Origin of the sequence: Pectobacterium araliae (assembly GCF_037076465.1) — a bacterium.
In the GTDB taxonomy this organism is placed as follows: domain Bacteria; phylum Pseudomonadota; class Gammaproteobacteria; order Enterobacterales; family Enterobacteriaceae; genus Pectobacterium; species Pectobacterium araliae.
This window is the reverse complement of the sequence record NZ_AP028908.1, coordinates 3316617-3330019: the sequence shown is the minus strand read 5'-3', so window position 1 is coordinate 3330019 and position 13403 is coordinate 3316617. Positions and strand designations below refer to the sequence as shown.

General features: G+C 48.2%; 12 protein-coding genes and 1 other annotated feature. Of the genes, 6 read left to right on the top strand and 6 right to left on the bottom strand.

Annotated features, from left to right (window positions below):
* Nucleotides 1-11 precede the first annotated feature (11 nt).
* Nucleotides 12-359, top strand: coding sequence for a 50S ribosomal protein L19 (gene rplS, locus AACH44_RS15100; RefSeq protein ID WP_010285987.1), 348 nt, complete (start codon nt 12-14; stop codon nt 357-359).
* A 352-nt stretch (nt 360-711) separates the two neighbouring features.
* Here rplS and AACH44_RS15095 read toward each other — a convergent pair whose 3' ends face one another.
* The 3 genes from AACH44_RS15095 to btsR form a co-directional block, all read right to left on the bottom strand.
* A complete protein-coding gene (locus AACH44_RS15095; RefSeq protein ID WP_261850071.1) occupies nt 712-1650 on the bottom strand; it encodes a class I SAM-dependent methyltransferase in 939 nt (312 codons plus the stop codon).
* A 261-nt stretch (nt 1651-1911) separates the two neighbouring features.
* Nucleotides 1912-2223: a DUF2799 domain-containing protein gene (locus AACH44_RS15090; protein WP_425606589.1), complete on the bottom strand. Its 312-nt coding sequence runs from the start codon at nt 2221-2223 to the stop codon at nt 1912-1914.
* An 83-nt stretch (nt 2224-2306) separates the two neighbouring features.
* Nucleotides 2307-3023, bottom strand: coding sequence for a two-component system response regulator BtsR (btsR, locus tag AACH44_RS15085; RefSeq protein WP_261850072.1), 717 nt, complete (start codon nt 3021-3023; stop codon nt 2307-2309).
* A 229-nt stretch (nt 3024-3252) separates the two neighbouring features.
* Between btsR and AACH44_RS15080 the strand changes: the two genes are divergently transcribed.
* Both AACH44_RS15080 and tyrA read left to right on the top strand, forming a co-directional pair.
* Entirely contained in the window at nt 3253-4326 is a 1074-nt protein-coding gene (locus tag AACH44_RS15080) for a 3-deoxy-7-phosphoheptulonate synthase (RefSeq protein WP_261850073.1), read from the top strand.
* A gap of 6 nt (nt 4327-4332) precedes the next feature.
* Entirely contained in the window at nt 4333-5454 is a 1122-nt protein-coding gene (gene tyrA, locus AACH44_RS15075; RefSeq protein WP_261850074.1) for a bifunctional chorismate mutase/prephenate dehydrogenase, read from the top strand.
* A gap of 75 nt (nt 5455-5529) precedes the next feature.
* On the opposite strand, the gene pheA is transcribed toward tyrA, so the two are convergent.
* The 3 genes from pheA to bamD all read right to left on the bottom strand — a co-directional run bounded on the left by pheA (nt 5530) and on the right by bamD (nt 8438).
* On the bottom strand, nt 5530-6690 hold the full coding sequence (pheA, locus tag AACH44_RS15070; protein ID WP_261850075.1) for a bifunctional chorismate mutase/prephenate dehydratase: 1161 nt from the start codon (nt 6688-6690) through the stop codon (nt 5530-5532).
* A 29-nt stretch (nt 6691-6719) separates the two neighbouring features.
* Nucleotides 6720-6845 (bottom strand) — a sequence feature (Phe leader region).
* Between the two features lie 198 nt (nt 6846-7043).
* Complete coding sequence (raiA, locus tag AACH44_RS15065; protein WP_005970349.1) at nt 7044-7382, bottom strand: ribosome-associated translation inhibitor RaiA; 339 nt, start codon at nt 7380-7382, stop codon at nt 7044-7046.
* A gap of 321 nt (nt 7383-7703) precedes the next feature.
* The gene (bamD, locus tag AACH44_RS15060; protein WP_261850076.1) at nt 7704-8438 is read right to left on the bottom strand and encodes an outer membrane protein assembly factor BamD; all 735 of its coding nucleotides are present in this window, start codon (nt 8436-8438) and stop codon (nt 7704-7706) included.
* A 134-nt stretch (nt 8439-8572) separates the two neighbouring features.
* Between bamD and rluD the strand changes: the two genes are divergently transcribed.
* The 3 genes from rluD (at nt 8573) to clpB (ending at nt 13032) form a co-directional block, all read left to right on the top strand.
* Nucleotides 8573-9550, top strand: a complete 978-nt coding sequence (gene rluD / locus AACH44_RS15055) for a 23S rRNA pseudouridine(1911/1915/1917) synthase RluD (RefSeq protein ID WP_261850077.1) — start codon at nt 8573-8575, stop codon at nt 9548-9550.
* 46 nt (nt 9551-9596) lie between these two features.
* Nucleotides 9597-10322, top strand: coding sequence for a purine nucleoside phosphorylase YfiH (yfiH, locus tag AACH44_RS15050; protein ID WP_261850078.1), 726 nt, complete (start codon nt 9597-9599; stop codon nt 10320-10322).
* Between the two features lie 133 nt (nt 10323-10455).
* The gene (clpB, locus tag AACH44_RS15045) at nt 10456-13032 is read left to right on the top strand and encodes an ATP-dependent chaperone ClpB (protein WP_261850079.1); all 2577 of its coding nucleotides are present in this window, start codon (nt 10456-10458) and stop codon (nt 13030-13032) included.
* Nucleotides 13033-13403 lie beyond the last annotated feature (371 nt).

The window sequence follows — 13403 nt, the reverse complement described above, 5'->3', positions numbered from 1 at the left end:
AGAGACATATTATGAGCAACATTATTAAGCAAATCGAAGACGAACAAATGAAGCAGGACGTACCTGCATTTCGTCCGGGTGATACCGTAGAAGTGAAGGTATGGGTTGTTGAAGGCAGCAAAAAACGTCTGCAGGCATTCGAGGGCGTGGTTATCGCTATTCGTAACCGCGGTCTGCATTCTGCATTCACTGTTCGCAAAATTTCTAACGGCGAAGGCGTGGAGCGTGTATTCCAGACTCACTCTCCGGTTGTTGACAGCATTGCTGTTAAACGTCGTGGTGCCGTGCGTAAAGCCAAACTGTACTACCTGCGTGAGCGTACTGGTAAGTCTGCTCGTATCAAAGAGCGTCTTAACTAAGATAGCGCTTTCGCAACATCCGAAAGTTGTTATGAATGAGGGGGTTAGCCAAAGGCTAAACCCCTTTTTTTGTGCTTGGCGGCGGCGACTGAGGACAGCCGTGTAGTTACCATCTCTTTTTGATAATAGTGTTTTATTTAAAGCCAGCGCTAAGGTGAAGACAATTTTAGTCGTAAAAAGCCCACCAAAGCGGTGGGCGTAGTTTTCCCTGGTGCCATCATTATTGTTTGAATTTCAGTACCATGATGACATCAGATATGGCTATTTTATAAACGTTTATACAGATCAATTTTCTAATATTGATCGGCAATGACGATCAAAATATCGCGTTGACACCAATTTTCTACTCTGCTCACAACGGTTTTTTAGCGATGGTTGTTGGGTACATATGCATGTGATCGTTAATAAACTGAATATCTGTAAATCCGGCCTGCTCTAATTGCGACTGTGTTTGTTTATGGGTGCGAAATGCTGTCCAAGTTGCGCCAATGATGCGTGAGAAAAGGATATATTGAAGCGCTAGCAATTTTGGAGCGGTGTTTATCCATGGGGAGTCTTGTGACTGCGTGGGGGGCGGCGTCATAAAGCTGGTTATCAGTGTTCCGCCTGGCTTCAGCCCAGAGTAGAACACACGGTAAAGTTCGGTGACTTTATCATCATCTTGTTCATAAACATTAAGCCCATTGCTGGTGATCACATCGGCTTGTGCTGCTAAATCAATTGTCCAAGCATCAGCAAGAACCAGTGACATTTGGTTTTCTAATCCTTGCTGGCTGGCAAGTTTATAAGCTTCTTCCAGGGCGTGTTTATCCAGATCGATCCCGATTAATTTCACATCTCGGTGCTGCGTATAGTCCAGCAGCAATAAATCAGCCATGACCCCACAGGGGACGGAGACCATGACGGCGTTGGGGCGCAAGAGCTCTTGAAGTAGACGTTGAAAAATACCGAATCGTTCACGTGTTGCCAAAATGCTGGGTAACTGCGTGTAGATAATTTCTTCGAGTGGATTAACATAGCGAGCTGGCCGATGTGCTATCACATTATGTGTCCAGTATGCATTTAACCCATGGTGTTTCAGTAAGAATTGGCCTAACTCAAGATGGGAAAAGGCATCCAGAAGCACCAGTTGCTCCTCTACGGTAATTTCTGGGTGATCGCCGGACTCGAGGATTTTTTTCTTTACCACCGCGACTCGTTCATCATGGCTTTCCCTTGCTGAGGCATCGTGTGATAAAAGTCTTGGGCTGTTATTCAGAGACGGGTTATGAGGCTTGCTTGGACCGGACATGTGAGCACTCCATAATATCAGTCGCTATCAGAAACAATCGATTAACCATCAATACGCTATGATCTTTCGTTATCCTGGCATCAGATTTTTGATAACTTGATGTGATTATTTTATGCGGTGATAATAGGGGGGAGGTGTGTCTGACGTATTTCTGTGCGAGTACAAAAGTGAGTGGAATTGTTACCAGATACGATGAACCATAGCTTTTTCCAGCTAACTCACTGATGAGCATGTGCCATCATATTGTTTTCATAAGGAAAGTTAGTGTGTGTGCTGTTGCCAGCGAGCTCGCAGTGTTTCCGCAGACTCTACGCCATCACAGCTAGCGGGAAAATTTTTTCCAGCTTTCCCCCATTCTTCCATAGCGTCTGCTCGGCAAAAAGCCGATTGCCCGGCCTGATAACCGTGCAGATAGGTTTCACGATCGATTTGTGGATCGCCAAACCATTCTTGTAAGGTACTATCGTCCTTTACGACCACGCCAGAGATGGCATCCTGATAACCTGCTTCGTACCAAAACCCTGACTCACTTTTAGCCGGTAGCGACGGTATATTGCTTTGGCATGCTGTCATTAAAAGAATTACAGCCAAGACATAACTGTATTTCATCATCAAACCTTCAATATTTGTGGCCATCGGCCGGAATGAACACGGTGTCAGAGGATACCGAGCTTTTCTTTCAGCAACTTGAGATAGCGTCGGCTTACGGGGATGTGCTTTCCCGTATGTGTCAGCACTTCTGCTGCGCCATTCTCCATTAACTGGATTTCTTTCAGTTGCTCTGTGTTAACCATATATTGACGATGGCAGCGGACGAAAGGCGTTTTTTCTTCTAGTGTCTTCAGGGAAAGTTGGGTATAGCCCGATTGGCTAACGCCCACTACGTGTACGCCGCTGAGCTCCGAACAAAGATACTCGACTTCCTCAATTTTGAGCAAAAAAATACGATTATGTCCGTGACAAGGAATATGGCGAAGCAAGGGTTCTGAAATTAATTGTACGTTTTTGTTTACACTTGTACCGCGACGTAAGCGGTTTAGTGTTTTGCTTAATCGCTGTGCATCCAGCGGTTTAAGTAAATAGTCAAAAGCATGTTCTTCAAATGCCCTCACCGCATACTCGTCATAGGCTGTCACAAAGACGACGTAAGGCATATTTTCTGGGTCTAGCATGGCAACCAGCTCTAACCCGCTGATTTTTGGCATCTGTATATCCAGAAAAATCACATCCGGCTGCAGTCGGTGAATGACTGGTATGGCCTCCAGTGCATTGCTACATTGTGCAATGATGGTGATATCAGACTCGTTTTCCAGTAGCAGGCTGAGCTCTTCACGTGCCAGTTGTTCGTCATCGATGATTATGGCTTTCAGCATCCTTCCCCCTTGTTGGCGTGATTCTATCATTATTCACGCTGAAGATAGGTATGGTTACGTCGGGAAGTGAGAGAGCATGCAGATATCATTTTTCTGGCAATATTTAGAGTGGTAATTTTTTATTTACACTGAGTGGATTGAAATCTTTACGGTTCGTGTTATGGTGTAAACATCATACGCAGGTTGTCCAGGCAATCGCGAACAGACCAAACTTTTCAGGAATGGGATCATGCAGAAAGATTCACTCAACAACATTAACATCAGTGCAGAACAGATTTTGATTACTCCCGATGAATTGAAAGCCAAGTTTCCACTGAACGATGCGGAACAGCGCGACATTGCGCAGGCGAGATCAACCATTGCGGATATCATTCATTGTCGCGATGATCGGTTGCTGGTTGTCTGCGGTCCTTGCTCGATTCATGACACGGATGCTGCGTTGGAATATGCACGCCGCTTACAGTCGCTTGCTGCGGAGTTAAGCGATCGCCTCTACATCGTGATGCGTGTTTATTTTGAAAAACCCCGCACAACCGTGGGTTGGAAAGGGCTTATCAACGATCCGTTCATGGATGGCTCATTTGATGTTGAAGCGGGACTGCACATTGCTCGCGGGTTGCTGCTAGAGCTGGTGAATATGGGACTGCCGCTGGCGACAGAAGCGCTTGACCCGAACAGCCCGCAGTATCTGGGCGATCTATTTAGCTGGTCAGCTATCGGTGCACGTACGACGGAATCTCAAACACACCGCGAGATGGCTTCTGGCCTGTCAATGCCTGTCGGGTTCAAAAACGGAACGGATGGTAGTCTGGGAACGGCGATCAATGCGATGAGAGCCGCTGCAATGCCACATCGTTTCGTCGGTATTAATCAAACAGGGCAGGTTTGTTTGCTACAAACGCAGGGGAACGTTGATGGTCATGTGATTCTGCGTGGTGGTAAAAAGCCAAACTACAGTGCGCAGGATGTCGCCGAATGTGAAAAACAGATGCAGGAAGCGGGACTGAGACCCGCGCTGATGATAGATTGTAGCCATGGCAATTCGAATAAAGACTACCGCCGTCAGCCACTTGTTGTTGAATCTGCAATTGAACAAATCAAGGCGGGAAATCATTCCATTATAGGACTGATGCTGGAAAGCCACCTTAACGAGGGGAGCCAGTCTTCAGAACAACCGCGTTCAGATATGCGCTACGGTGTATCGGTCACGGATGCCTGTATCAGTTGGGAAAGTACAGAAACGTTGCTGCGTTCCGTTCATCAAGATCTGAGTGCCGCGCGTGTGAAACATTCAGGAGAGTAACAAGATATGGTAGCTGAACTGACCGCATTACGTGATCAGATTGATGAAGTAGATAAGGAGCTTGTCGCGCTGTTATCACGTCGGTTGCGTTTGGTGGCGGAAGTGGGGGAAGTTAAAAGTCGCTATGGTTTACCCATTTATGCGCCCGATCGTGAAGCGGCCATGCTCAGCTCACGTCGCAAAGAGGCAGCGTCGATGGGGGTTCCGCCGGATCTCATTGAAGATATCTTGCGGCGCACCATGCGTGAATCCTATTCCAGCGAGAACGACAAAGGCTTTAAAACGCTGTGTCCGCAGTTGCGCCCAGTCGTCATCATTGGCGGCCGTGGCCAAATGGGCAATCTGTTCGAGAAAATGCTGGTGCTTTCAGGATATCAAGTGAGGATTCTGGAGCAAGATGACTGGCCGCGTGCTGATGAGCTGTTGTCTGATGCCGGTATGGTGATTGTCAGCGTGCCGATTCACGTTACTGAACAGGTTATTGCGCGTCTGCCTGCCTTGCCGGATGACTGTATTTTGGTTGATCTGGCATCGGTAAAAAATGGCCCGCTTCAGGCGATGCTGGCGGCGCATAGTGGTCCGGTACTCGGCCTGCACCCCATGTTCGGGCCAGATAGCGGTAGCCTTGCCAAGCAGGTTGTTGTTTATTGCGATGGCCGCCAGCCAGAAGCTTACCAGTGGTTGCTGGAACAGATTCAGGTATGGGGTGCACGTCTGCATCGCATTAGTGCGATCGAACACGATCAGAACATGATGTTTATTCAGGCGCTGCGTCACTTTGCAACATTCGCCTATGGCCTGCATTTAGCGGAAGAAAATGTGCAGCTTGAACAGTTATTAGCGCTGTCATCCCCGATCTATCGTCTGGAATTGATTATGGTCGGGCGGTTGTTTGCACAGGACCCACAGCTGTATGCCGACATTATCATGTCTTCAGAGGATAATCTGGCGCTGATTAAGCGCTACTACAAACGTTTTGGCGAAGCGATTGAGTTACTGGAGCAGGCAGATAAAGCGGAATTTATCAGTAGCTTCAAGAAGGTCGAACACTGGTTTGGCGACTATGCCAAACGTTTTCAGGCAGAAAGCCGGGTGCTTTTACGCCAGGCAAACGATATGCGCCAATAAGTACGCTTGAGCTGTGTGATAGTTAAATGGTGTTCGAGAAGCCATCCGGGCGAGTAACCAGGATGGCTTTTTCAATTATTCGTTCACATCGACCGGTACGACGTTTTCACTAGGGTAGCAGCCCAATACTTTTAGCGAGCGGGTAATGAGGGCTAATCCTTTTAGTGCTTTCTGCATAGCATCGCCGCGCAAATTAGCCTGCACATCAAGATAGAACATCTCTTCCCACGGGTTGCCGTTGATTGGTCTGGACTCCAATTTGGTCATCACAATACCGTTATCGCGCAATACCAATAGGGCTTCTACCAGTGCACCGGATTGTTGACCCGTCGCCATAATCAGCGTGGTTTTTGCAGGCACTTGCTCCGTTACATCAATGGGTTTACGTGCTAATACAATGAAGCGCGTGATATTTTGCGATTGGTTTGCAAGATTATGTTCCAGTACCTGTAGCTGATAAAGCTGGCCACCAGCTTCGCTGCCGAGTGCTGCTGCTTTTGGTGAGTTAAGCGCCGCGACTTTCTCCATCGCCGCTGCAGTACTCTCACAATATTCAATCTTCCAATGCGGAAAACGATTGATGAAGTGGCTGCACTGCTGGAACGGCTGAGAATGGCTATAAACCGTTTCAATTTGTTCCAGAGACGTCTTAGTGGAGACCAAGACGCAGTGATTTATCGGGTTGGTTAATTCGCCGACGATGGATAACCCGGTGTGTTGCAGCAGGTCGTAAACGTCGTTGATCGAACCGGAGCTGGTGTTTTCAATCGGTAGGACGGCATAGTCGGCTTGCCCTGTTTCCACCATGTTAAAGATGTCTTGAAATTTCTGGCAACCACACTCAACCAGTTGCTCGAAGTGTCGTGCGGCGTATTGGCGTGCGGCGAGATGGGAGTATGAACCTTTCGGGCCAAGGAACGCAATGCGTGCAGAGTGTGCCGTTGTTTGATTGAGGTGATGCTGTAAGAGCGCCTGCTGCGTCAGTACCGAATCTTCAATGATGAGCTGAAATAAGCGGGTAATGTAGTGACCATCAAGATGGTGCTTTTTCCCAACGGCTGTCAGCTTGTCCAGCAAATCACGTTCACGCTCCTTATCACGAATTGGGCGATGCGAATGTAACTTGCTGCGGGCAACGTCTAGTGCTAGTTCCCGTCTTTGTGCCAACAAATCAATTAATTGCAGATCCAATGCGCTGATGCGTTCTCGCAGTGCCAGTAATGGGTTGTCTGTCATGATGCTGGTTACCTGTCTTATGTTCTTATATAAAAAAAGCCTCCTGGTCAGGAGGCTTTTTTGTTCGTCTTCGTATTATTGCTCTTACGACGAATCGCCTCCCAAATCAGGGGAAGGTGAAAAAGAATACGAAGAAGAACAGTTTGTTGATCATGTTTACTCGGTTAGTCAGGAAGATATTCAGTTTCTGAACAGGTAAGGTAACTGTTGGCTTTTCATCCTGTCAATACAAAATCGCCGAGCGCAACGTTAAACCAGGTATGACATTGGTGCTTTAGGACGCAATATAATGCTATGTAGTATGCGAAAACGCGCCCTTAGGCGCGTTATATTGAGATAAAGAGAAACAAAATTTACTCTTCTTGAGTTGGCTGTAAATTGGCTTCTTTGACGCCTGCTACCGCACGCCTGGCTTCACCTTTATGTTGGAGTTTGTCCAACTGGCGTTCAAGCTTGGTGATCAGCTCATTAATAGCGGCATACATATCATCATGTTTGGCGCTGGCAACCAGCGGGCCATTTGGCGTACTGATAGTGGCATCGGCCACAAAACCCTGTGGTTCTTTTGACAGAATGATATGCGGGTTGATCAACTGGGTTTGCCACTTGTCCAGCTTAGAAAGACGGTCTTCGACATGTTGACGAATTGCGGGGGTGATATCCATTTGCTTACTGGTAATATTAATAGTCATATAAACTTACCTCTCTGCCTATGTCCGTCTTGGATAATTTCAGCATACAGTGAGTTGTGGCAAAAAGCGTGATATTGATCGCTTTTTTTCGTCACTTTTTGTCAAGAAAACGCGATTTGTGAAGCACCATTGGGAATAGAAGGGAAGTACTTGAGGGGACATCTGGCCTATGCCATTATTGATAGGATGTATTGAGGTTACCGCGCTATTTTTGATTCCCTCCAACCCTGTTTTTTCTGCTCATTGAAGTATAACGGACTTATTGAACCATAAAAAACGGCAACCGAAGTCGCCGTCTTATTATGGGATGCCACTTATCGTTTATGCCGGATTAGCCGAGATGACTTTTGCAACTTTATCTGCCTGTGCGGCCAGTTGCAGTTCACGGTAGGCGTTTTCCATCAACGGTAGCGCATTTTTTGTTGCTTGGGTATCCGGGTAATCACGCAGCATTTGCTCAACGCGATTAACTACTGCCACATAAGCACCGCGTTTCGTGTAGTATTGCGCGACAGAAAGTTCATACTTGGCCAAACGCTCTTTGAGGTACACCAGCCGTTTGTTTGCGTCGGTGGCGTATTGGCTGTTCGGATATCCCTGAATGAGCTTGCTGAAATCCCGGAATGCGGTGTGGGCATACTGCGGGTCGCGATCAGAACGATCGACCCCGAAGAAGCCTTGTAACGCACTATCATCCAATGCCATGTCGGTCAGGCCGCGCATGTATAGGACATAATCCACGTTTGGATGAGTCGGGTTGAGCCGCAGGAAGCGGTCAATAGAAGCTTGTGCCAATGGCAACTCTGCGGATTTGTAGTAGGCGTAGATCAAATCCAACTGTACTTGCTGCGAATAGGGGCCAAAGGGATACCGGTTATCCAGTGCTTCCAACTGCGTGATGGCTGCTTTAAAGTTGCCGTCCTGCAATTTTTGTTGGGCATTGGCATAGATTTCAGATGGCGGACTATCAGGAACCGCATCTTTGGAATTGCTGGAGCAACCAGCCAGCGCCAGGCTCAACGTGGCGGCAGCCACCAGATATTTCATACGCGTCATGACGTTTTGATTATCCTCAGAATGTTATTCCGGGAGGCTGTCCGTGAAGCTCCCGATTTAGACCAGCTACAATAGTACATTATTTTAAACGGCGTCGCCGTCAAAACCCAACGTTAACGAAGAAGCTGCATAATATGGCACAACAAGTACAACTCACCGCAACGGTGGCCGAGTCTCAACTCGGACAACGTTTAGATCAGGCTTTGGCCGAATTGTTCCCTGATTATTCACGATCCCGCATAAAAGAGTGGATTCTTGAGAACCGGGTACAGATTAACGGCAATGTCATCAATAAGCCAAAAGAGAAAGTACTTGGCGGCGAATCGGTAGCCATTGATGCATTGATTGAAGAAGAAGCGCGCTGGGAAGCGCAGGATATCAAGTTAGATATCGTGTACGAAGATCAGGATATTCTGGTTATTAACAAACCCAGAGATCTGGTGGTTCACCCTGGTGCGGGTAACCCAGATGGCACGGTATTGAATGCCTTGTTACATCATTATCCTGAGATTGTCGATGTGCCGCGCGCAGGGATTGTGCATCGGCTTGATAAAGATACGACTGGACTCATGGTGGTTGCGAAAACCGTACCAGCACAGACGCGTTTAGTTGAGGCGCTACAGGCGCGTGAAATTACTCGCGAATATGAAGCCGTTGCGATTGGTTCGATGACGGCTGGTGGTATGGTCGATCAACCTATCGCCCGCCATGCAACTAAACGTACTCACATGGCGGTGCACCCGATGGGCAAGCCTGCCGTGACACACTATCGCATCATGGAACATTTCCGTGCGCATACCCGTTTGCGGTTGCGTCTGGAAACGGGGCGCACCCATCAGATTCGTGTGCATATGTCGCACATTGATCATCCATTGGTTGGCGATCAGCTATACGGTGGCCGTCCGCGTCCGCCAAAAGGCGCATCGGATGATTTCATTGAGGTGCTGCGCGGGTTTGATCGTCAGGCACTGCACGCCACCATGTTGCGCTTCTACCATCCTATTACCGGAATCCAAATGGAATGGCATGCGGCGCTGCCACAGGATATGGTCGATTTGATTGATGCGCTGAAAGCCGATACTGCGGCGTTTCAGGACCAACTCTACTGGTAATGCATTCAATACGATAAGTGCTGACTGATTATAGAGGTGACAGACTATGCTGATATACCCTGACTGGCCTGTGCCAGAAAGTGTGAAATCTTGCAGCACAACGCGTATTGGCGGGCGTAGTGTGGCACCTTATGATTCGCTGAATCTAGGGAATCATGTGGGGGATGACCCCGAACACGTTACTACAAATCGGCAAGCGCTGGTGGAAATAGCGGGTCTTCCTGCTATGCCTCACTGGTTGGAACAGGTTCATGGCACCGATGTGATTCGTATTGGTGAGGCTTTGCCATCGGCCGTTTGCGGTGATGCGGCTTATACGGATAAGAAAGGCCAGGTTTGTGCGGTGATGACGGCTGACTGTTTGCCCGTGCTTTTTTGTGCAGTAAACGGCGACGAAGTCGCTGCTGCACATGCTGGCTGGCGGGGATTGCACGCGGGTGTACTGGAAGAAACGTTAGCCTGTTTCCGAACGAAACCTGCGCAAATTATGGCATGGCTGGGGCCTGCTATCGGGCCTGATGCCTTTGAAGTCGGCCCTGATGTTAGGGACGCATTTATTCAGCATGATGTGTCGGCGGCCTCTGCATTTAGGCCTGAAGGAAACAAATTTTTTGCCGATATTTACCAACTGGCAAGTTTGCGTTTACGCGCGGCAGGGGTAACGCAAATTTTTGGCGGAAATACCTGTACTGTGAGCGAGCCTCGCAAATTTTTCTCTTATCGGCGTGATGACGTGACTGGCCGTATGGCAAGTTTAATCTGGCTGATATAACCTATTGAATTAAGACGATCCAGGATAAGTAACGTTTAAATCCCGTCACGACTGGCAAAATAACCTTGAAATTTTTGAGGGATGACCTCATTTAATCTCCAGTAGCAATTTTGACCAGTGTACGGGAGGTGTTATGCGTCTGGATCGTCTTACCAACAAATTCCAACTTGCTCTTGCTGATGCCCAGTCTCTTGCCCTTGGGCGCGACCACCAATTTATTGAACCACTCCATTTGATGAGTGCTTTGCTTCACCAGGATGGTGGAACGGTTGGTCCACTTCTGACTGTTGCCGGAGCCAATCTTAATCACCTGAAAACCGAAATCGATCAGGCAATCACGCGTTTGCCTCAGGTTGAAGGCACTGATGGTGATGTCCAACCTTCGAACGAGTTAGTCCGCGTATTGAATATGTGCGACAAACTTGCGCAAAAGCGCGGTGATACCTTTATTTCCTCAGAACTTTTCGTGCTTGCTGCTTTGGAGTCTCGTGGCACGCTGGGGGATATATTGAAAAAGGCGGGCGTCACGCAGCAAGGTATAACAAACGCCATCGATCAAGTGAGAGGAGGGGATCAAGTGAACGATCAGGGGGCTGAAGATCAGCGCCAGGCATTAAAAAAATTCACGATTGATCTCACTGAACGTGCAGAACAAGGCAAGCTCGACCCGGTTATCGGACGTGATGAAGAGATTCGCCGTACTATTCAGGTTCTACAGCGTCGCACCAAAAATAATCCGGTATTAATCGGCGAGCCTGGCGTGGGTAAAACCGCGATAGTGGAAGGGTTAGCTCAACGTATCGTTAATGGTGAAGTGCCCGAAGGCCTGAAAAACAAGCGCGTACTTTCTCTGGATATGGGCGCGCTGGTGGCTGGTGCGAAATATCGCGGTGAGTTTGAAGAACGTCTGAAAGGTGTGCTCAACGATCTGTCTAAACAGGAAGGTAATGTCATTCTGTTTATTGATGAACTCCATACGATGGTGGGGGCAGGCAAAGCCGATGGCGCGATGGATGCCGGCAATATGCTAAAACCCGCGCTGGCTCGTGGTGAGCTGCATTGTGTCGGCGCGACGACGCTGGATGAGTATCGGCAATATATTGAAAAGGACGCCGCTCTTGAGCGTCGTTTTCAGAAGGTGTTTGTCGCGGAACCGACCGTTGAAGACACCATTGCGATTCTGCGCGGGCTGAAAGAACGCTATGAATTGCACCATCATGTACAAATCACTGACCCGGCAATTGTTGCGGCGGCAATGTTATCCCATCGCTATATCGCGGATCGTCAATTGCCGGATAAAGCGATTGATCTGATTGATGAGGCGGCATCCAGTATTCGTATTCAAATTGATTCGAAACCAGAGCCTCTCGATCGGCTTGAGCGCCGAATCATTCAGTTAAAGCTGGAGCAACAGGCGCTGAAAAAAGAATCCGATGAAGCTAGCCTGAAACGACTTGAATTGCTGAGTGCGGAGCTTGACCAAAAAGAGCGTGAATATTCCCAACAAGATGAAGAGTGGAAAGCAGAAAAAGCATCGCTCACGGGGACGCAGAACATTAAAGCGTCTTTAGAACAGGCGAAAATTGCGCTAGAGCAGGCTCGACGTCAGGGAGACTTGGGGAGAATGTCTGAGCTGCAATACGGCAAAATCCCTGAGCTAGAAAAACAGCTGGCGGCAGCAACGCAGCAAGAAGGTAAAACGGTTCATTTGCTGCGTAATCGAGTTACTGACGCTGAAATTGCTGACGTGCTGGCTCGTTGGACTGGAATTCCTGTTTCCCGCATGTTGGAAAGCGAGAAAGAAAAATTATTGCGAATGGAAGATGAACTGCACCAGCGGGTGATCGGGCAGAACGAAGCCGTAGAAGCCGTTGCGAATTCTATCCGTCGTAGTCGGGCAGGACTATCCGACCCGAATCGTCCTATTGGTTCGTTCCTATTCCTAGGGCCAACAGGCGTTGGGAAAACAGAGTTGTGCAAAACGCTGGCGACGTTCCTATTTGACAGTGATGACGCCATGGTGCGCATCGATATGTCCGAGTTTATGGAGAAACATTCGGTTTCACGTTTGGTCGGGGCGCCTCCTGGATATGTCGGTTATGAAGAAGGGGGATATCTGACGGAAGCGGTCCGTCGTCGCCCTTATTCGGTCATCTTGCTGGATGAGATCGAAAAAGCACACCCGGATGTCTTCAATATCTTGCTTCAAGTATTGGATGATGGCCGTCTTACTGATGGGCAGGGGAGAACAGTTGATTTCCGTAATACTGTCGTCATCATGACGTCAAACTTGGGATCTGATCTTATTCAGGAACGCTTTGGTGAGCGCAGCTATACCGAAATGAGAGACATGGTGCTTGAAGTTGTTAGCCACAGCTTCCGCCCCGAGTTTATCAACCGTATCGATGAGGTCGTGGTGTTCCATCCATTGGGAAGGGCACATATTACGTCTATCGCACAAATTCAGCTCCAAAGACTGTACAAACGCCTTGAAGAGCGGGGATATAGCGTCACGATAACGAACGCTGCTTTAGATATGTTAGGAGAAGTCGGGTTTGATCCTGTTTACGGCGCACGTCCGCTTAAAAGAGCAATACAGCAACTGATAGAGAACCCACTCGCTCAGCAGATACTGGGAGGGAAATTGATACCCGGTAAACCGATCACATTAGATATTGAAGGCGAACAGATAGCCGCACGGCAAGAATAATGTGAGCTGGTAAGTCATCTACGGGGGCATTTGCTAATGAATGTCCCTTTTTTTAGGTCTTAAGCTCACATTACATTCAAATTTTGTATGGGAAACGCGCCAAATGCTATTTTTTGGTGTGTTTTTGAACGCTTGGAAATTATTTTGTATTTAGCACTTGTCAGCCGCCGAGAAGTCCCTATAATGCGCCTCCACTGACACGGCAACAGCGACACGCGATTGCGGTGTCAGGAAAAAAGATTCAACGAAGGCAGTTAGTAATGACTTGACTTCACAGCGGAAAAGCATAGTATATGCAGCCCGCGCCACCGATGAAGTGGCACTGCTCTTTAACAATATAATCAGACAATCTGTGTGGGCACTCACAAGAC